We start from the raw sequence: 21,238 nt of genomic DNA, 5'->3' as shown, positions 1-21,238 counted from the left end.
ATGCTGCTGCTGATCGCCTTTCTTATCGGGGCAGGATCCCTGTCCGCCGTGGTCATTATGTTCCTGTCGATCAAGCGCCTGACCGGCGCGGTCCCGACGGAAGACCGCCTTTACCTCGACCCGCTGCCGCCGATGCTGCGCGCGCTCTGGCCCCTGGTGAATTTCGTCGACCACCATTTCGGCGTCCTCGTGCGTCCTGGCACGCTGAGCCGGATCGAGCAGCAGCTGCGCGTGACGGGCCTGCTCTTCCTGCTGTCGCCGCGCCAGTTCGCCGCGCTGCGCATCCTGTCGACGCTGATCGCCATGATGATGGGCATCCTGCCGATGGTCTTGCTGTCGTCGTTCTCGCCGTGGATCCTGCTCGGCATGGCATTGCTGGGCTGGTATTACCCGCGCATCTGGGTCCACGACATCCGCCGCCGCCACGTTGCCCGCATCCTCAAGCAACTGCCGATCTATCTCGACTTCCTGACCCTGGCGGTGGAGGCCGGCCTCAACCTGAACGGCGCGCTCAAGCATGCGGTGGAGAAGGGGCCGGACGGGCCGCTGCGGCGCGAGTTCGAGCACATGCTGCGCGACCTGAAGTCGGGACTGTCGCGTACCGAGGCGCTGCGCCGGCTCGACGAGCGGGTCGAGATCCGTGAGATCAGCAACTTCGTCGGCGTGGTCATCCAGGCCGACCGCATGGGTTCCGGCATGGCCGCCGCATTGCGCTTCCAGGCAGACCAGCGTCGCGTGGAGCGCTTCCAGCGTGCAGAGAAGCAAGCCATGGAAGCGCCGGTGAAGCTGGTGTTCCCGCTGCTGGTCTTTATTTTTCCCATTACCTTCATCGTGCTGGCGTTCCCCATCGTGATGAAATTCATGCAGGAGGGATTGCTGTGAAGCTGACCTTGTTGAACGTTGCCGGCCGCAGCACGCCGGTGCTGGTCGAGGTGGCGCAGACCTCGGTCGAGCGCATGGTCGGGCTGCTGGGCCGCGACGGCCTGAGCGACGACGCCGGCCTGCTGCTGCGGCCATGCGGCGCGGTGCATACCTTCGGCATGCGCTTTGCCATCGATGTGGTCTTCCTCGACCGCAAGCAGCAGGTGCTGGAAATCCAGCATGAGGTGCCACCGCGCCGCGCGCTGTTCAAGATACGTGCCCTGCAGGTACTCGAACTGGCAGCAGGCGCGGCGGAGCGGCACCGCATCCGGGTCGGCGATACGCTCGCCTTCGAGGAACGGCAATGCGAGCCAATCTGAGGCCTCCCGCCCGGCAGCACGGGCAGGCCGCGGTCGAGTTCATCGTGATCGCGCCGCTGCTGCTGTTCTTCTGCCTGGGCATCCTCCAGTTCGCGCTGCTCTACCAGGCCAAGGCGACGCTCGACTACGCCACGCTGCAGGCTGCGCGCGAGGGGGCCGTCAACCACGGTTCGCTGGAGAGCATGCGCATCGGCCTGGCGCGCGGCCTGGCGCCGCTGTACGCGCGCGCCGCGGATGCCGACGGCAGCCAGGCCGCTTTCGACAAGGCAAGGGCCGACGTGCGCGCGCACAGCGTGATCACGCTGGTCAGCCCGACGCCTGCCATGCTGCGCGACTTCGGCCAGCCGGTCGGCTACGACGGGAAGACCTTCACCGAGATCGCCAACGATACGCTCTATTACCGCAATACGCGGGCGGGACGGGAATCCGGCGTCAACATCCAGGATGCCAACCTGCTCAAGATCCGCGCCCTGTACTGCTACGACATGTACGTGCCACTGGCCAACAAGGTCTTCTACTACGTGGCCAACGTCATCGGCAATATCGGCAGCGGCGGCATTCTGACGCGCGAACCGGCGGAGCCGGGCGATCCCTACGGCAGGCCCGCCAATCCCGATTCGCCTTGCCTGGTGAAGCTGGAAGACGGCATCGAAACCGGCCGCTGGCCGCTGGCGCTCGAATCGGAGGCGCTGGTGCGGATGCAGTCGCCGTTCCGGGGTGGCAAGTGAGGCCGAAGGTGGGAGGGCAATCGGGACGGCAAGCCTGCGGCGTGCGGCAGCTGTGCGGCGGCCGGCGTCTGCCGCGCTGGGCGCTTGCCGTACTGCTGGCCGCTGCCGCTGCGCAAGGTGCGCACGGTGCGACGACTGGCACACCATCGGGCGCGGTTCAGGTTATCCGCGGTGGCCTGGGCGAGGGCGTCGGGCCCATGCGCGAACCGGAGCCGGACGAGCGGCTGGCGCGGATCGTGGAGATTGGCGCGCAGTCTGCTCCGCGCGGCTTAGCGGGCCCGCCCGCCGTGGCCACGGCCGCGCGCATCGGTCGCCTGGCGCCCATCATCAGCGAGGCCGCGCTCGCCACCGCCGTCGACCCGTCGCTGCTGATGGCCGTGATCGACGTGGAATCGCGCGGCAACCCACGCGCGTTGTCGCCCAAGGGGGCGACGGGCCTGATGCAGCTGATGCCGGCCACCGGCGCGGAGCACGGCGCGGCCGATCTCTACGATGCGCGGCAGAACGTGATGGCCGGCGCCCGCCACCTGGCCATGCTGCTCAAGCGCTTCGGCAGCCTGCCGCTGGCGCTGGCCGCCTACAACGCCGGCAGCGGGGCCGTGGCACGGCATGGCGGACGGATCCCCCCGTACACCGAGACGCAGGCCTACGTGCCGATGGTGATGGAGCGCTATGCGTTCTATGACCGCATGAACCTGCGGGCCAGGTAGCCGTCGTCCGGCGGCGGCCTGTCGGCGCATCGTCTTGGGAATCCGGCCTGCGCCGGTCTTCCTTCCGCCCGCCGCCAGCGCACCGTTTCCTCTCGTCTTCCCCCTCGCTCTCCCTTTCCCTTCTCCTCATCCTTTTCCGAGCGCCTGCTTCCGCGGATTCGTATCGGTCTGATGGTTCCCTTCGCCGCGAGGGGCTGGGAAAAGGCGCCGAGGCGCTCGGATCGCGGGCTTCGCATGCCTTGCAGGCCGCGGCTGGACGGCAGGTATGCCCAGGCGCCGGTGCTGCGGCAAATCTCCGTCCGTACCGGTCTTTTCGTAAGACGCTTCGCAGCGAAATCCTCTGCACTTTCAGACTCGTCCAATGCCTTTCCAGCGAGGCTTTCGCTATCGTTTTCATGCCTTGAAGTGGCACTTCCACACGCCGCAGTTCTATTTTCCAAGGCCGACGCAACGATCTCATGCAATGCAATTCGGCCGTTCAGATTAGGGAAGAAACACCTTGAACAAGTCATACAAGATCATCTGGAGCGAAGCCCAGAACGGATGGGCCGTGGCCTCCGAAATCACGGCCGGGCGCGGCAAATGCAAGGGTGGCCGCGCGGCCGTCAGGCGCAGCCGCGCCGCCGGGCTCGCCGCAGGCGGACTGATGCTGGCGGCGGGGAGCGCGCAGGCGGCGCCCGCAAGCGATCAGTTGATCCAGATCCGGCCCGGTCTCGATGCCGGTGCGAGTTCCGTCAAGCCTGCGCAGGCCAGGGATCCCGGCGACATGGCCATCGGTGCCAGTTCCGTCGCGCAAAGCTCGACGCCGAGCGGGAGCGGCGATCCCAACTTCTGGCACGCAGCCACCGCGGTCGGCTATGGCTCCCATGCGATCGGAGACCGCACCTCGGCCTTCGGCCTGCAGGCAGACGCCAGCGCGGAGCACGCCACCTCCATCGGTGCGCAGTCCAAGGCCGTCGGCAAGACCTCCACCGCGCTTGGCGCGCGGGCTCAGGCCAGCGGTGACAGCGCAATCGCAGCGGGCGCGGATGCGCGCGCCAGCGGCTACCGGAGCGTAAGCATCGGCACGCGCTCGTCGGCGACCGCAGACAGTACCTTGTCGCTCGGCAACGATGCCGCCGCGCTGGCGGCCTACAGTGCCGCCATGGGCAACCAGGCTACCGCTACCGGGCGCAACAGTGTGGCGCTCGGCGCCAAGTCCGTGGCGGACCGTGCCGATACCATTTCGGTCGGCACCGACAGCTACAAGCGGCAGATCACCAACGTCAAGGCGGGCGTGCAGGAAACCGACGCCGTCAACGTCGCCCAGCTCAGCGAGGTCGCTGTGCTGGCCGCGCAGGGCAACCGCTACTTCAAGGCGCAGGGTCTCAGCGACGGCTCCGACGACGCCCAGGCCAGCGCCCTGCGCGCCGTGGCCATCGGCGCCGGTGCGCACGCCAACGCCACGAACACCGTCGCGCTCGGCGCCGGGTCCGTAGCCGACCGCGACAACAGCGTATCGGTGGGCACCCAAGGACAGCAGCGCCAGATCACCAACCTGGCGGCGGGGTCCTCGCGCACCGACGCCGTCAACGTCGGCCAGCTGAACGATGCCATCCAGAATGTCACCGGCGGCGGCAACAATTCGATTGCCGATGCGGTCATGTACGACGACGCGGCCAGCCATGCCAGCGTCACCCTGAAGCGCAACGGCGGCGGCAGCGTGGCCCTGCGCAATATCGCTGCCGGCACTGCCGATACCGATGCGGTGAACCTGAAGCAGCTCACCGATGCCGGCCTGAAAGTGGACGGCAACGGTAACGTCAAGGGTGCGTTCGTCGCCTACGACAGCGAAACCAAGGACCTGGTGACGCTGGCCGGCGCCAAGGGCGGCACCACCATCACCAACCTGAAAGCCGGCAAGGCCGATCTCGATGCGGTCAACATCAGGCAACTGAAGGACGCCGGCCTGCTCACCGAGGACCCGGTGACCGGCGACCAGGTCGGGCTGGCCGTGTCCTACGACAACGGCAACCGCGACGACATCACGCTCAAGGGCAAGACCGGCACCATCATCCACAACGTGGCCTCAGGCAAGGCGCAGCACGATGCGGTCAACGTGCTGCAGATGCAGCAGGCGGGCGTTCTCGGTGACGATGGCGTGGCCAACCAGGTGGTGCTGTTCAACGGCGCCAACGGCGAAGCCAATGCCGCCGGCAAGAAGCTGATCAACCTGAGCAAGGGCGAGTCCGACACCGACGCCGTCACCGTCAAGCAGCTCAAGGATGCTGTCGCCAGCGGCATGGTCGAACCCACCAAGCTCGACTTCCTTGCCGTCAACAGCAAGGGAGGCAGTCCGGTGGCAGTGGCCAAGGGCTACGACGGCATCGCCCTCGGCACTGACGCCCAGGTGGCCGAACGCGCTACCAACGGCATCGCCATCGGCGCTGGCGCCTCCGCGGATGGGAGCAATTCCGTCGCCCTCGGTGCAGGCGCCAATACTGCCGGCCGCCAGAACGTGGTATCGGTGGGTTCCATCACCACGTCGAGCAATCCTTCTATTCCGCCGGTGGAAGATACGCGCCAGATCATCCACGTGGCCGCCGGCACCCAGGCTACCGACGCCGTCAACGTCTCGCAGCTCACCGGCGTGACCCAAGCGCTCGGCGGCGGCGCCGGCATCGACAGCGCCACCGGCAAGCTCAACGCGCCCAAGTACACCATCGGCGGCAAGGACTACAGCAACGTCGGCGACGCGCTGCAGGCAGCCAGCACGGCGGGCGGCGCCAATCCGCTGGCCGTCAGCTACGACGACGACACCAAGGCCAAGATCACGCTGAACAGCGGCGGTTCCGCCGCCGCCATCACCAATGTCGCGAATGGCCGCAGCGCATCGGATGCCGTCAACCTGGCCCAGCTCAAGGACACCGTGTCCACGCTGGGCGGCGGCGCCACCATTGACGCCGAAGGCAAGGTCAAGGCACCCACCTATACGGTGAAGGGGCTGGATGGCAAGGATGGCACTTACAGCGACGTGGGTTCGGCGGTTGATGCGCTCAATGCGAATATGAGCAATATGGCGCCGAACCTGAAGTACATCAAGTTCGGGGTCTCTACCGCCGCCCAGGCGCAGGCCACCGGAACCGATGCAGTGGCGCTGGGGGGCAACGCCTTCGCCATGGGCGACCATGCCGTCGCCGTGGGGCGCGGCGCGCGCGCGCAGGGCGACGATGCCATTGCTTTTGGCTACGGATCGAACGTGCCGGCGGAACGTTCGCTGGCATTCGGTGTAGGCGCAGTTGTCACGCAGCCCGGATCGGTGGCGATCGGCTACAACTCCGAGGCGCATGAGGCCAATACGGTGTCGGTGGGCAATAAGGACAATGCCCGACGCATCGTCAATGTCGCCGATGGGGTTGGCGAGAAGGATGCGGTGAACCTCGGGCAGGTTACCAACCTGCTGAAGGAGAAGAAGCCATCACCGGAGCTGGCGGCGGAGTTGGGGCCGCAAGAGCCTGGACTGGTCGCACACGCGACGGGGACGGAGTCCGTTGCGATCGGTGGCAACTCTTTTGCCATGGGGAGTCGTACTATCGCTATCTCCCGCAATGCGCGCGCGCAGGGCGATGACGCGATTGCGATCGGCTACCGAGCAAATGCGCCGGCGGATGGCGCAATGGCCCTTGGCGTGAATAGTAGCGCATCGTATGCCAATTCGGTGGCGCTCGGTTTCAGATCCGTGGCTACCGAGGCGAATACCGTATCGGTAGGCAATTCGACGCTCCAGCGCCGCATTGTCAACGTGGCCGATGGCGTGGGTGACAATGACGCGGTCAACCTCAAGCAAGTCAACAACCTCCTGAAGGATCTGACGCCCCAGTCGGAGCAGCGGGTACTGAGCGCCGAAGTGAAGTCCAGTCTCACGCCGGCTCAGATGCTCTCCGCTGGGCCGACGGACAAGACGGGCACGACTGAGGCGATTGCCTGGGATTCCTTGGCAATCGGTGTGGCTGCCCAGGCTACAGCAGCCAATACATTTGCTGCAGGCTCGAACGTTTCGGCCTCCGCCAAAGGCGGGGTGGGTATCGGTCAGAACGTGGCGGTCGATGGCGAGAATGGCGTCAGCATTGGTAGCACCACCAGCGCGAGCGCGAGAGACTCGCTGAGCATTGGTTCCCAATCGTCTTCGGATGGTGAGCGCTCCGTCGCGATCGGCAGGAGCGTGTCTGTTGGACGCGAGGGCGGTAATCTGGGCGCAGGGACCGTTGCAATTGGCAGCAATATTAGAGCGCTTGGAAATAACAGCATCGTGCTGGGTGCCAACAGCGACGGATCGAAGAGTGACGTTCTGTCGATCGGATCCACTGGCGCCGAGCGCAGGATTATCCATGTGGCGAAGGGCACGGGCGGAACCGATGCCGTCAACGTCGATCAGCTGAATGATGCGCTCAAGTCTGTCCCGACCAATGCGCTGGCGGTATCCTATGACGACGACAAGAAGTCGAAGATCACGTTCAACAAGGGCGGCGAGGCGACGACACTGACCAACGTGGCCACGGCCAAGAACGACACCGATGCGGTGAACCTGAAGCTGCTGAAGGATGCTGGGATCAAGACCGATGACAACGGCAATCCGTCCAACAGCTTCGTGGCCTATGACGACAGCACCAAGACCAAGGTCACCTTCAACAGTGGCGGCGCTGCCACGAAGCTGAGCAATGTGGCGGCTGGCGTGTCGGAGAACGATGCGGTCAACGTCAAGCAATTGACGGACCTGGGTGCGCAGATCGGCAGCGACGGTAAGGTGAAGGGCGAATTCCTCGCCTACGACGACAGCACCAAGACCAAGGTGACGTTGGGCGGTAAGGATGCCAAGACGGCAGTCCAGCTGACCAATGTCGCCACGGCCAAGAGCGACACCGATGCGGTGAACCTGAAGCTGCTGAAGGATGCTGGGATCAAGACCGATGACAATGGCAATCCGTCCAACAGCTTCGTGGCCTATGACGACAGCACCAAGACCAAGGTCACCTTCAACAGTGGCGGCGCTGCCACGAAGCTGAGCAATGTGGCGGCTGGCGTGTCGGAGAACGATGCGGTCAACGTCAAGCAATTGACGGACCTGGGTGCGCAGATCGGCAGCGACGGTAAGGTGAAGGGTGAATTCGTCTCCTACGACGACAGCACCAAGACCAAGGTGACGTTGGGCGGTAAGGATGCCAAGACGGCAGTCCAGCTGACCAATGTCGCCACGGCCAAGAACGACACCGATGCGGTGAACCTGAAGCTGCTGAAGGATGCTGGGATCAAGACCGATGACAACGGCAATCCGTCCAACAGCTTCGTGGCCTATGACGACAGCACCAAGACCAAGGTCACCTTCAACAGTGGCGGCGCTGCCACGAAGCTGAGCAATGTGGCGGCTGGCGTGTCGGAGAACGATGCGGTCAACGTCAAGCAATTGACGGACCTGGGTGCGCAGATCGGCAGCGACGGTAAGGTGAGGGGCGAATTCCTCGCCTACGACGACAGCACCAAGACCAAGGTGACGTTGGGCGGTAAGGATGCCAAGACGGCAGTCCAGCTGACCAACGTGGCCACGGCCAAGAGCGACACCGATGCGGTGAACCTGAAGCTGCTGAAGGATGCTGGGATCAAGACCGATGACAATGGCAATCCGTCCAACAGCTTCGTGGCCTATGACGACAGCACCAAGACCAAGGTCACCTTTAACAGTGGCGGATCTGCCACGACGCTGAGCAATGTCGCCGCGGGCTCCCTTGACAACGATGCAGTCAACCTGAAACAGCTCAATACCGGCATGGGGCAGGTTGCCGCCGCGCTGGGAGGTGGTGCCGCAGCCGACGGCAAGGGTGGGATGACGTCGCCTTCCTATATCATCAACGATGCGAGTGGCACTCCCCACACCTATCAGGACGTCGGATCTGCCCTGTCGGCGGTGACCGAGAGCATGCAGGTCATTGCACCGAACCTCAAGTACATGAAGTTCGGTCCGTCGACGGCGGCACAGGCTCAGGCTACTGGTACCGACGCCGTTGCCATTGGCGGCAACGCCTTTGCGATGGGTCCCCAAACCCTCGCAATCGGTCGGGGCGCGCGAGCGCAAGGTGACCAGGCCATGGCCCTGGGCGCGAGCACGAACGCGAACTCGGAAAGAGCGCTGGCGCTTGGATACGGTGCAGCCGCACTCGATAACAATGCCGTGGCGGTTGGTTTCGGCTCGGTAGCGTCGCAAGCCAATACCTTCTCCGTGGGCGATACCGAGAATCTCCGCCGGGTCGTCAACGTGGCGGCGGGGCAAGGGGATACCGATGCGGTCAACCTCGGACAAGTCAACAAGATGCTGGCCGACTTGAACAAGCCGGCGCACGAAACGCGACAGATCCTGAGTGCGGAGACGCGGTCGAGTGTTCCGATCGAGAAGCTGTTTGCCGTCGGGCCGACGGACAAGGGAAGCGAAACGCAGGCGCTGGGCGCGGATGCGATCGCCATCGGCCTGACCGCGCGCGCGGACGCGGACAAGGCCGTAGCGGTTGGCTCCAATGTCATCGTGGGTACGGCCAACTCAGTCGGTATCGGCAGCAATGTGTCGGTCAATGGAGAGAGCTCGCTTGCGATCGGCGTCCAGGCATCTGCTGACAAGGACCGCGCCCTGGCGCTTGGTCACAAGGCAGCGGCTGACAGCGCGGACTCTATCGTGATCGGATCCAACTCGCGTGCAGCTGCGCAGGCAGAGGGCACAGTACTGATAGGCAATGCCATCGGCTCCGCAACCGGCAAGAACAGTGTCGTCCTCGGCGCCAACAGCAATGGCGCGCTTGACAACGTCATCTCCGTCGGCGCCAAGGGCAACGAACGCCGCATGGTCTTCCTCGCCGCCGGTACCGGTGACACCGACGCCGTCAACGTCTCGCAGCTCAAGGGCGTGACCAAGGCCCTCGGCGGCGGTGCCGAACTGAATGCGGACGGCAGCGTCAAGTCGCCGACCTACAACATCGGCGGCAAGACCTACACGGACGTGGGCTCGGCACTGGCGGCGGCGGCCAACAGCGGCGGTAGCGGCGGTGGCGGCACGGACCCGTTGTCGGTTCTCTATGACAACGACCAGCGCACCACGCTGACCCTGAACAAGGGCGGCAGTGCCACCACGCTGACCAACGTGGCCGCCGGCAAGGCCGACAGCGACGCCGTCAACATGAAGCAGCTCAAGGACCTCGGCGTCACGATCGACGGCGATGGCAATGCGACCAATGCCTTCGTCGCCTACGACGACGCGAGCAAGGAGCACGTGACGTTCAACAAGGGCGGCAAGGCCTCCGTGTTGTCGAACGTGGCCGCCGGCCGCTCGGATGGCGATGCGGTCAACCTGAAGCAGCTGACGGATGCTGGCCTGACGTTTGACGACACCGGCAAGTCGACCAATACCTTTGTCGCCTACGACGACAAGGGCAAGGGTTCGGTGACCTTCAACAAGGGCGGCGATGCGACCAAGCTGAAGAACGTTTCCGCCGGCAAGGACGAGACGGACGCGGTCAACGTCAAGCAGATGAACGATGCCATCCGCGCCAGCGCCGGCACCGGCGATCCGCTCGGTGTGATGTACGACGACGACACGAAGGAGGCGCTCACCCTGGCCGGTACCAAGGGCAAGGGCACCAAGATCCGCAATCTTGCGGCTGGCACGGAAGATACCGATGCAATCAACCTGAAGCAGCTGAAGGATGCCGGTCTGTTGGGCACCGATGGCAAGACCAGCCTGGCGGTGACCTACTCGGACGCCGAAAAGAAGTCCGTCAACTTCGGCACCCTCACCAGCGGTCCGGTCCTGTTGACCAATGTCGCCAATGGCCTTGTCGAAAAAGGCAGCAAGCAGGCCGTGAACGGTGGCCAGTTGTTCGACCTGAAGGAGCGTGTGGACGATCTGGGTAACAAGGTTGACAAATGGAACCCGGGTGGCAACGGCGGCACCGGCGGTGGCAACGGAGGAGGCACCGGCGGTGGCAATGGCGGCAGCAGCGGTACCGGCAGCAACGGGCTGTTCGCCGCACACGGCGATGCCAGCACCGAAGGCGCGGTGGCCACGGGTACCCACTCGACGGCCTCCGGCGCCAACGCCAACGCCACGGGTATGCACGCCACGGCGACCGGTGCGAACTCGGTGGCCAGCGCCACCAAGTCGACGGCGATCGGCCATGGCTCGACCGCCAAGGCGGAGAATTCGGTGGCGATCGGTGCCGGCGCCGTGGCTGACCGTGCCAACACCGTCTCCTTCGGTTCGGCAGGCAACGAGCGGGAGCTGACCAATATCGCCAGCGTCGACCCGACCGTGGCTGCCAACGCGATGAGCGCGGTGAACGCGACGACGATGAATAGCGCGATCGCCCGCAGCGCGGCCGATACGCTGCAGTCGGCCAATCAGTACACGGACCAGGCCGTCAGCGGTCTCAATACCCGCATCGACGGGATGGACCGCACGCTGAGCCGTGGTATCGCTGCGGCTGCCGCGCTGAACAACGTCACGCCTTACCTGCCGGGCCGGACTTCGCTCAACGCTGGCATCGCGGCTTACCGCGGCCATCCGGCGGTGGCGATCACGGTCTCGCGCTGGAACAGCAAGGGGAACATCAACCTGAACGCAGGCGTGTCCTCGGCTGGCGGCAACAGCACCATCGTGCGCGCTGGTGTCGGCGTGGTCTTCGGCCAGTGATCCTCGGTAGAGGTCGATAAGCGAAGGGCCGCGGAAGCTCCGGCTTCCGCGGCAACGCCGTTCGGTCGAGCGGAGCGGCTTGTGTCCCACGCCTATGCAAGACGGTGGCCGCGCAGCCACGGCGCCAATGCCGTGACTGCGCGGCCCGCTTGCCGGGCGTGAACCGCAGGCCCGCTTCCCTCGAATACCTACATCGAACGGCAAGGCCGCCTGCGCGGCCTTTTCTCGACAGGGACAACACGTGATGAAAACACCAATCTTGGTGCTGGCCATGGCGGCGGCGACGCTAGCCGGCTGCACCAGTACGACAGTACGGGACAGCCTGGGCATCCAGGATCCCACCGTGCTGAAAAGGGGGCTGGGCGCCGAGCAGAGCGTCAACGCCGGCGCGGTCACCGATCATTGGGTGGCCGCCTACGGCGCCGTCGGCAAGCCTGCCGAAGCGCTTGCCAATGCCGCCCAGCGCTTCGAAGCGCTGCCGGACGAGGCCAGGGGCAGCTACTTCGCGGCCAAGGGCCGCTGCTGGGTCGAGGCCGGCAAGGCCGAACTGGCGGCCAGCAACCGCTGGGGCTTCGTGGAAGAAAGCATCGGCGAAGCCGCGCGCCAGCTCGCCATGGTGGAAGGCCGCGAGCCGCTGTCGGCCGCCAACCAGGAACTGCGGACCAGTTCCGTCGTGCGGCCCGACCTGTGGCAGGCCATCAACGGCTACAAGGCCGACCCCCGCATCAACGCCTGCCCGACACTGCAGCCGGAGCTCGCCTGCGCCGAGGTCAAGTTGATCCACGCCGGGCATGATGCCTGGGCACGCAATTTCACCAGCGCCAAGCAGCGTGCCGACGACGTTGCGCAAGGGCTCGCCAAGGTCGCCGCCGGCGTCGAGGCGTGCAAGCCGCCGGCACCGCCTCCGGTCGCCGTGGTGCCGCCCAAGATCACGCTGCAGGCCGACGCCACCTTCGGCTTCGACGAAGGCGACGAATCGGGCCTGCTCGCAGCCGGGCGCTCCACGCTCGACAAGCTGGCGACCGACCTGCGAGGGAACCAGGACGTCACGCGTATCGACATGATCGGCTACACCGACCGCATCGGCTCGGCAGCCTACAACCAGCGCCTGTCCGTCCAGCGCGCCGAGACCGTCAAGCGCTACCTGGAGCAGCGTGGCGTCGGCGTGCCGATCAACGCCCGAGGCGCAGGCGCGGGCAACCCGCTCGTGTCCTGCGAGCAGCGCAACCGCACCGCGCTGATCCAATGCCTGGCGCCGAACCGCCGGGTGGAAATGTTCATCCGCAAGGACTGAACGCGGAGCGGACGGGCCCGCGGGGCCTGATCCGCGCCATTTCCCACAGGCCTCCGCCATCCGCCGCGCCCCAGCGGCGCTGGCGCGAGGCCGTCAGCATCCCTTGGTGCGCACCGCACGCCTCGCGGCAGCCGCCGCCAGCGCCAGATGCCACGTCACACCACTCGCATGGAGACCTGATGAAGCACCGCAGGCAACAGCAGCAACAGCACGGCAGGCAAAAGCAGATCGTCTCCCGCCTCGGCTCCGCCCTCATCGCCTTCGGCCTGGCCTACAGCGCCGCTGGCATGCAACTCAAGCGCGAGGGCTCGATGCTGGCCGGGCTCGCGGTGCTGGCATGCGGCTGGCAGATACGGCGGCTGGGGGATTGAAGAGAGAGGTAGTTACGCGGACTTCGCGTTCGCAGGAGGAGGTAAGACACATTCCGCTGTTTCCGTCGAATCTGATCATTCGACACAGTGCCTCTCAGGCAGAGGGGGAGTGGCCTGTGGAGGATAGGGCAATGGGAGGGTGAAGAAGGGTTCAGAAAGAAGAATGGATGCATTGCGCATTTCCCAACTGCGTCGTGTCGTGACGGGCTATGCCCCGCAAGGACGCATGTGAAACAAAGCTCTTGAGACAACCATGCAAAAGAACTCCTGTGCAAGCCTGCTGCTTGCGGCCGCCATCCTCGGCGGTTGCGGCGGCGGAGACGGCGGCAGCCCGTCCCTCGACACCCAATCCTCCCTGCATGCCCCGGCCGGCCTAGCCTACTCCGACGCCAGCATCGTCTACGTGCAGAACCAGGCCATCGCGGCGAATCGCCCGAACGTTGCCGGCAGCAGCCCCATGCGCTACAGCGTCGCGCCGGCCTTGCCGGCGGGGCTTGAGATCGATCCGCAGTCCGGCTTCATCACGGGTGTGCCGTCGGCGGTGACCGCTGCGGCTCACTACACCGTGACGGCGACCAATCCGGCAGGCAGTGCCACCGCGCGCGTGCAGATCGAGGTCAAGGCAGAAGCCGTTGCGCCGGAGCAGCTCCGCTATCAGGACGAATCGGTCGTGTACGAGGCGGGCACCAGCATTCCGCCCAACGCGCCGCGCAATCTTGGTGGCGAAATCACGTCTTACGAGATCAGCCCCGCGCTGCCCGCCGGGCTGGCGCTCCATCGTGGCACCGGCGTCATCAGCGGCACCCCCCGGGCGGCGGCCGCGCCTGTGTCCTACGTCGTCACAGGCAGCAACGCCAAAGGCAGCGTGTCCGTGAGCCTGCGCATCGAAGTGAGCGAGCGCGTGGTGGCGCCGGTATCGCTGCAGTACGGAGCCGCTTCGGTCGTCTACAGCCAGGGGCAGGCCATCGCCGAGAATGTGCCGCAGAGCACAGGGGGCAAGATTACCGCGTACTCGGTGACCCCTGCGCTGCCAGCCGGCCTCAGTCTTCATCCATCGACCGGTGTCATCAGCGGCACCCCCGCGCGGGCGCAGGGGGAGTCTGTCCATACAGTGCTGGGCAAGAACGCCGCCGGTAGCGTCTCGGCAACGGTGCGGATTGCCGTTGCCGCCACCGGCAGGTGGGAGACGGCCGGCAGTCGGCTCCAGGGCCCTCAACGGACGACTGCCACACTGCTGCCCGATGGCAAAGTCCTGGTGGCCGGCGGCGTTGTGTCCGTTCCCGGACCTGGATCGACGCGTGCAGGCCATCAGGCGGGGATATTTCCACCGCAGAGTCTTATCAATACGGCCGACGTGTACGATCCGGCAACGCGACAATGGACGTCGGCCGGTGAAGTGGCAACCATGCGGACCCATCACACTGCGACGCTTCTGCCGAATGGCCTTGTGCTGCTTGTTGGCGGATGGATAGGCCCCTCGGCTACGCTCTACGATCCGGGCACCGGCACCTTCAACACCATCACCGGCAACAAGATCTACGAGCCCCATACAGCAACGCTGCTGCCCAACGGCAAGGTACTCGTCATCGGGAACGTCGATAAGCTGAACGGCGAAGGCGACGGCAACGTGACCATGGCCGAACTCTATGATCCCGCCACGGGCACCTGGTCCCAGGCAGCGGCCATCGATCAGGCGGATCCCGGCTACCGGTCCCACAGGAAGCACACCGCCACGCTCCTGCCCGATGGCAGGGTACTGGTCATGCTTGGCGCGAATGCCAGGCTCTACGATCCGGCAACTGATACCTGGACCAAGACAGCGGGCCCGACGGCAGAGCATTCCATGCATACCGCGACATTGTTGCCGAATGGAAAGGTCTTGATCGTCGGCAACGGTGGCACGCAGACCGAGTTGTATGACCCTGCCTCAGGCCAGTGGGCGAGCGGCGGAACGCTGCCCGATCCCGTTGGCGAACATGCCGCCGTGTTGCTGCCGAACGGCAACGTCCTGATTGCGGGCGGTAGGCGCTCGGTACTGAATCTTCTTGCCCGTGACGACAACTCCGCCTTCTTGTATGAGCCTGATTCGGCAACATGGATCCAGGCCAGCAGCATGGCGGTCAATCGCTCGCAGCATGCAGCGGTATTGTTGACCGACGGGGGAGTCCTCGTCGTCGGCGGGGCGTGGACATCGTCTGCGGAGATCTACCGCTGATCCAGATGGTCCTCGCGAGCGGACATCGTGTGGCATCGGGTGTCCGCTCGTTGCCTTAGGTCTCCCGCTGGCGCGTGCTGGCTGCGGTTGGGGTCCAAGCAAACCGATTGTGCTCCTGGCACGGTACAACGCGGCGGCTAAGCCTTGGTCTACCTGGCCGGGGGCACAGGAGCAGATTGCCAAGTTCTTCGAAGAGGCCGTCCTGACATTCAGTTCGTCGAGAGATGTTGTTTGCCTGGGGGATGGCGCAACTGACTTTGCACTATCAGGTTTGCTGAAGTGCATAAGATCGGTGTTCCCGGAGATGCTGACCATTCCACAGCATCACTACTTGGCCGGTCAGCATGATGCATGGGCATCACGATGGAGGGAACGATGGGATTCGGTTTCCGACTTCCGGCGAAGTTGGCTCAAGGAACTCAACGCTCGCCTCTACGCTCTACGCGACCGTGTTTTCAATGCAATCCAGTCCTGCTGATGGTCGTAAAAGATGAACACATTGAAACTTAATTTTGCATTTATTGTATTAATATTGCTTCAGGTGTGCACTGCTGCGTCGGCCGCATGGGAGGATGCGGCTGCGCAATACGATCTGGCAATTTCCTATGAAAAAATAGCCAACCCTGACATGATCAAAGCTCGTTTCTGGATTGAGCGAGCGGCCCGGAAAGGCTTTGCAAGAGCCCAGTATGCGTTAGCGTCCCTCTATTTGACTGGGCACACTTTGAACGATGATAAGACGGCATTGAGATGGTTTCAGATTGCGACTGACCAGGGTTTTTCGCGAGCCCAATCTCATTTTGGATGGGATCGTAATCACGTAGATCAGCTGTCGCCAGAGTCAAAGGAAGAGGTCATCAACAATTACAGATCTGCCGCATTGCAGGGCGACGCCAAGGCTCAATATGCCTTGGCTTTTTCGTACAAGGAAATTATTGGTAGTTGGGGGGATGCTGTCTACTGGTTCGGTCAGTCGGCAGAGCAAGGTCATATGGCTGGGGAAAACAGAATGGGCATCATCGCCGAGGGCGAGGGGAGATTCGCTGATGCCTTGGCGTGGTACAAGAAATCTGCGGAGCACGGCTACGATGCCGCCATTTACAATATGGGTCGCATGTATATGAACGACTTCTTGCACTCGATGGTCAGGCACGGCCAAATCGTTCCTTATGACTATGATGAGGCTATTCGATTGGAGTCGATAGCCGCCGGGCGAGGATATGTGGTTGCGCAGTATGCGCTTGGAAGTCATTACTTGAGGGGCGGGAATCCGGAGGAGGGGATCCGCTTGCTTAAAGCCGCGGCTAACCAAGATTATGCGGCGGCTGAGGGCCTTCTAGGTGCAGTATATGTTGAAGGGCGGCTTGTGCCGCAGAATCGCGAAGAAGGCCTGCGCTTGCTGCAATTGGCACTTGACCAAGACTCGAACGAGGCCAGAATGATTCTGAGAAGAATCTATTTTGGAGACGGACTGGCAAAGGGTCAGCCGCAACTCACGGAGCAGAAGTAGGGCACCTCGAATTGACGCTTTCTGAGTTGGCGTTGTGGTCTACTCTTGAGCCCGCAGAAGGCCGACCGGCAGGAGAGTTTGCGCGAACGTTGAGGGGCAGGGCGCAGATTCCCGGCTGGCGATGCTGCGCAGGAACGATACGTCGCGCTAGCGGCGGCGAGCAGTGCCTGACGGGCAGGTCGCCGCGCTGCCCGCCCCGAGCAGGAGCGCGGCAGCGACGCGGCGTAGATGCCGCTTGGTAGAGCCTTAGTAAAGCGTACGCGCCAGGAACGTCAACGTACGGTCCCAGGCCATCTCCGACCACACGGGGTCGAACTGCGTCGCCGGCAGGCGGCCGGGGCCGACGGCGGTCTCGTTGGCGAAGGCATGGTGGGCCAGGTAGCGGTGGAAGGTGAAGTCGACCTTGGCTTCGCTGAGCTTGGCTTCCAGCGCGTCGACCGATTCCGGGGTGAAGAAGGTGTCCTGGGTGGCCCAGTGGCCCATCAGCGGCACGCGGATCTTGGCGGGGTCGATGTATTCGAGCGGCGGCAGGCCGTACCATGCCACGCCGGCGGCGAGGTCGGGGTTCTGGCCCAGTGCCAGCAGGGTCAGGGCGCCGCCCATGCAGAAGCCGGTGATGGCGACGCGGCTGGCGCGGGTCTTCAGGTATTGCACGGCGCCGGCGATGTCTTGCGAGGCGGCATCGCCGAAGTCGAGCCCGCTCATCAGGTGGTGGGCTTCTTCGGCCTCGACGGTCGACTTGCCGCGGTACAGGTCGGGCACCAGCGCGAGGTAGCCGCAGCGCGCGAGCCGGTCGGCGACGCCGCGGATCTGGTCGTTCAGGCCCCACCATTCCTGGATGACGACCACCGCGGGCGCGCCTTCGGTCTTTTCCGGGGTGGCCAGGTAGCCCTGGAGTTCTTTGCCGTCGGGGCGCTGGAACGTGATCGTGGTGCCGTTTGCTTGCGTCATGGATGGTCTCCTGTGGCTGTGGGAGCGTTGGGGCGGAGGCCGCGCCTTGGCGCGGGCCGGGGAAGCGCGGCGGTGGCGGATGTGGCGGCCACCGGTTCCCGGGCGATTGTAATGCCCATCGTGCCACGGCGTGGCCGGTCGCGGCGCAGGAGGCGGTGAAGGGGCGGCGGACGAGCCGGCCGGCGCCCGCTACAACACTGAGCCGGCCGCCCGCGCGCCCGGCGCCATGTCAATGGCGGTCGCTTTCCGGGTACCAGTAGACGCGCTTGCGCTTGCCGGCGCCGGCGATCTTCACCTGCTGCACGCCGATCGGCGAGGTGGCATCGCCGCCTCCGGTGGCGGTCTGGCTGCCGCCGCCGATCACGACCGGCACCAGCGTGGTGCTGCTGCCATTGGTTACCGGCACGATGCCGAACACGGCCGAGGGGGGGAAGCCGCCACCGTCGAGCACGATCGAGCGCGCGGTGTTCTGTCCCGCGCCGGTGACGAAGTTGAAGGAATAGGTCCGGGCCGCGCCCAGGTTGGGGAAGCACTGGTTGGGGCTCGGCACCGTCGGCGTGTTGGTGCCGATGGTGGTGTAGCCGGCGACGGTCAGCGCCGCGTTGACGGCTTTTTCGCCGGGATTGGTGAGCGTGATGTAGAAGCCGGAGCCGGCGCCGCTGTAGGGCTGGGTGCTGGTCGTGATGTCGGACAGGCCGGCCTCCGTGATTGGCGTCCAGGCGAACGGCATGCCGGAGATATTGCTGTCCTTGATCATATAGAGCCGGTTGACCACGTTGTAGGCGAGGCCCGGGGTGGGCGAGGTCGAATAGAGCGGATGTTCGCGGTCGCCGGAGCCGATCATGACGGCATCGTAGCCCGCGGTGGATACCACGTCGGGCGGATAGAAGAACTTGCGCGCGTTGTTGCTGCCGGCCGAGCCGCCCAGCGCGGCCAGCTTGGTCATGGTCCAGTTGGCCGGTGCATTGCCGGCCGCAGCCTCGAAGTCGGCCCGCCACAGGTTGCCGCCGAGGTCGCCGACGTAGAGGCGCTCGCTATAGCCGTCGCCGTTGCGGTCGAGCAGGGTAACGTCCGAGGGAATGGCGCGCGTGAGCCCGGCCACCTTGACGCAGGCGCCGCTCATGCCGGTGCAGTCCGGCAGCGCGCTCCAGACGAGGCTGCCGCTGACCGCATCGAAGGCGAACAGGCCGCGCCCCATGGTGTCGCCGCCGGTGCTGGCGTTCGCGTTGTAGGGATCGCTGTCTTCCGTCGAATCGTAGCCCGCCCCCATGATCACCAGCGGGTTCGCGTAGCCGCGCACGCGCAGCACGCGCGGCTGCGACCAGGTCTGGCCGAGTTCGGGCAGGTCCGCGTAGCTGTGCCGCCATAGGAAGCTGGGGCTGAGCGGGTTGGTGACGTCGATGGCGTAGAGGAAGCGGCCGCCGCGCCGGGCGGTCAGGTAGATGACCACGCGGGGGCTGGACGGATTGCGCAGGTCCTGCATCACCGCCGTGCTGCCGTCGAAGAAGTAGTCGCGCGGCAGGGGCGTGGGCGTGATTCCGCCGGGGGTCGTGGACAGCTGGATTTCCGGGGAGTTGACGTAGAGGCGGCCTAGCTTGCCGAAGAAGTCGGGCGCCACGAAGCCCCATAGCTCGCCGCCTGGCCGCACCCCGTTGATACCCGCGCTCTGGTTACCGTTGATGGCGTGGAACACGCCGTCGTTGGTGCCGTAGTACACGACCACGCCGGTGCTGCCATAGTTGACCACCGCGGGGCGCGAGTGCAGCACGTCCGCGTGGATCGAGCTGCGCACGGTGACCGGCGAGCCGGGTCCGGCTTCCGCTTCCTTGCCGGCGATGCTGGTGGAGTCGGCCGCCTTGGTGTCCTGTCCGCGCATCCAGGCGATCAGCTTGGGCAGCTCCGTGCTGGTGATGGTCGGCACGCCGGCTTCGCCGGCATTGATGGCGGCCAGTCCCGCCGAACCGGTCAGCCAGCTGTTGCTGGTGTCGAAGGAGGTAAAGGCGGTGCTGGCCTGGCAGCTGGCGTTGCAGGTCAGCAGCGTGCGCCCTTGCTGGCTGGTCAGGTTGGTGGCGCGCAGCATTTCCCCGGCGCCGCCTTTCTCGACGATCTCGCCGTCGGGGAGATCCAGTTTCCAGCCGGCGCTCGACGGGCTGTTCTGCCAATAGCCCTGCGCCGGCCAGTTGGCCACCGAACCCGTGCCGTAGCCGCTGGCACCGTATGTCGGGGGCGGGTCGGCGGTCCAGAAGCTGACCGCGTTGGGCGAGATGAATCCGGTGGAGGCGTTGCTGATGGCCTTCTGCCTCTTGGCGTCCTGCAGCACGATGTTGCCGTTGCTGTCGTAGCCGATCTGGTACTGCTTGAGGTTGCCCAGCCAGCGCGGTGCCGCGCTGGCATCGGGGCGGAACATGCCGACGTAGACCTGGTTCAGGAACTGTCCCTGGGCGTTGACGGAGGCCGGCAGGCTCACCGAGGCGAACACGCTGTTGACGGCCTGCACTTCATTGAAGATGCTCATCAAGGCGTTCTGCAGGGCCTTGGCGTCGCCCACGCTCACCGTGAAGTTGGAACCGCCGCCGTTGCTGGACATGCTCTTGACCAGCGCGTCGTAGGACGGATTGCTGCCATCGGTCACGTCGATGGTGTAGGTGACGACATTCTGCTTGTAGGCTGTGTTGGCACCGCCGGACAGGTCGCTCTGGTACATGAAGCGCGCCCACTCGTCGCCCCAGTTCTGCTGGTACTTGTTGGCGTTGGACGGCAGGACGAGCTGCGCCTGCTGTGCCGAGGTGGCGCCGGCCGTCTGCAGCGCTGCGAGCGCGGGCGGTGTGCCGTTGGCGGTCTTGGGGGCGTTGTTGTTGAACGACCCGGCGATATAGATGATGAAGGTCTTCTGGCAATGGTCCGTCAGCGGCGAGGTGTACTTGGTGCCGGAGATGCCGGTGCCGCCCGTGAAGTAGGCCCAGGCTTCGGCCATGGACTCGTCCAGCAGGTTCTTGCTGGCCTTGGCAGTCACGTTGATGTTGTTGCGTACCAGTGTCTGGAAGTTGGCGATGGCCGTACTGTCCATCACCGGCAGGGGGCCGGGCGGCACTGGCGACGGGTTCGGATAGTAGAACAGGCCGCCACCCGTGCTGGCCGGTGCGAACATCATCAGCCCGAGGCGGATCTTGCCGAGCAGGGCCGGGTTGGAGCCGATCGCGCCGAGCGCGTTGTACAGCGCGCAGGCCATGAAGTCGGCATCCTTGGCGCTGGACGGGGTCCAGCTCGGGCACCCTGCGCTGCTCGGGATGGTCACGGAGGCGTCCCAGGCGGCGGCATTGTCCATCACCAGCAGGATGTTCGGCTGCCCCGCGCCGGTCTGCAGCCCGGTGTACAGGTCGATGTCGTCGGCATGGGCGGGCGAGGCGGTCGAGAAGGCGAGTGCGGCGACGGCGGCCAGCCGCAAGGCAATGAGGAAGAGGTGGCGCATGGCGGCTAGGGGCGGGCGGCTGGGGGGCGGTGGGCGCGCGGG

11 protein-coding genes are annotated in these 21,238 nt (G+C 65.1%); 9 read left to right on the top strand and 2 right to left on the bottom strand.

From position 1 onward, the window contains the following. The 9 genes from BKK79_RS07725 to BKK79_RS38910 all read left to right on the top strand — a co-directional run bounded on the left by BKK79_RS07725 (nucleotide 1) and on the right by BKK79_RS38910 (nucleotide 16,776). Nucleotides 1-882, top strand: coding sequence for a type II secretion system F family protein (locus BKK79_RS07725; RefSeq protein ID WP_071011146.1), 882 nt, complete (start codon nucleotides 1-3; stop codon nucleotides 880-882). Further along, nucleotides 879-1,241, top strand: a complete 363-nt coding sequence (locus tag BKK79_RS07720) for a DUF192 domain-containing protein (protein WP_071011148.1) — start codon at nucleotides 879-881, stop codon at nucleotides 1,239-1,241. Before BKK79_RS07725 ends, BKK79_RS07720 begins: the two co-directional genes overlap by 4 nt. After that, entirely contained in the window at nucleotides 1,226-1,969 is a 744-nt protein-coding gene (locus tag BKK79_RS07715) for a TadE family protein (protein WP_071011149.1), read from the top strand. The genes BKK79_RS07720 and BKK79_RS07715 overlap by 16 nt, the downstream gene beginning before the upstream one ends. Before the next feature lie 197 nt (nucleotides 1,970-2,166). After that, nucleotides 2,167-2,679 (top strand): lytic transglycosylase domain-containing protein, encoded by a 513-nt coding sequence (locus BKK79_RS07710; RefSeq protein WP_071037482.1) that lies wholly within the window; start codon nucleotides 2,167-2,169, stop codon nucleotides 2,677-2,679. A 499-nt stretch (nucleotides 2,680-3,178) separates the two neighbouring features. Beyond that, on the top strand, nucleotides 3,179-11,386 hold the full coding sequence (locus BKK79_RS07705) for an ESPR-type extended signal peptide-containing protein (protein ID WP_071037481.1): 8,208 nt from the start codon (nucleotides 3,179-3,181) through the stop codon (nucleotides 11,384-11,386). Nucleotides 11,387-11,630: 244 nt separating this feature from the next. After that, nucleotides 11,631-12,680 (top strand): OmpA family protein, encoded by a 1,050-nt coding sequence (locus tag BKK79_RS42050; RefSeq protein WP_071037480.1) that lies wholly within the window; start codon nucleotides 11,631-11,633, stop codon nucleotides 12,678-12,680. A 179-nt stretch (nucleotides 12,681-12,859) separates the two neighbouring features. Then, entirely contained in the window at nucleotides 12,860-13,051 is a 192-nt protein-coding gene (locus BKK79_RS07695) for a hypothetical protein (RefSeq protein WP_071011155.1), read from the top strand. A 253-nt stretch (nucleotides 13,052-13,304) separates the two neighbouring features. After that, on the top strand, nucleotides 13,305-15,266 hold the full coding sequence (locus BKK79_RS07690; protein ID WP_084084597.1) for a putative Ig domain-containing protein: 1,962 nt from the start codon (nucleotides 13,305-13,307) through the stop codon (nucleotides 15,264-15,266). 490 nt (nucleotides 15,267-15,756) lie between these two features. After that, nucleotides 15,757-16,776 carry a tetratricopeptide repeat protein gene (locus BKK79_RS38910; RefSeq protein ID WP_084084595.1) on the top strand — a complete coding sequence of 340 codons (1,020 nt, stop codon included), beginning with the start codon at nucleotides 15,757-15,759 and terminating at the stop codon, nucleotides 16,774-16,776. Between the two features lie 246 nt (nucleotides 16,777-17,022). Here BKK79_RS38910 and BKK79_RS07680 read toward each other — a convergent pair whose 3' ends face one another. Next, on the bottom strand, nucleotides 17,023-17,727 hold the full coding sequence (locus BKK79_RS07680) for a dienelactone hydrolase family protein (RefSeq protein WP_071037478.1): 705 nt from the start codon (nucleotides 17,725-17,727) through the stop codon (nucleotides 17,023-17,025). 229 nt (nucleotides 17,728-17,956) lie between these two features. Then, nucleotides 17,957-21,196, bottom strand: a complete 3,240-nt coding sequence (locus BKK79_RS07675) for a pilus assembly protein (protein WP_071037477.1) — start codon at nucleotides 21,194-21,196, stop codon at nucleotides 17,957-17,959. Between the last annotated feature and the right edge of the window lie 42 nt (nucleotides 21,197-21,238).

It is taken from the genome of Cupriavidus sp. USMAA2-4 (assembly GCF_001854305.1).
Classification (GTDB): domain Bacteria; phylum Pseudomonadota; class Gammaproteobacteria; order Burkholderiales; family Burkholderiaceae; genus Cupriavidus; species Cupriavidus malaysiensis.
This window is presented reverse-complemented; position numbering and strand designations above follow the sequence as displayed.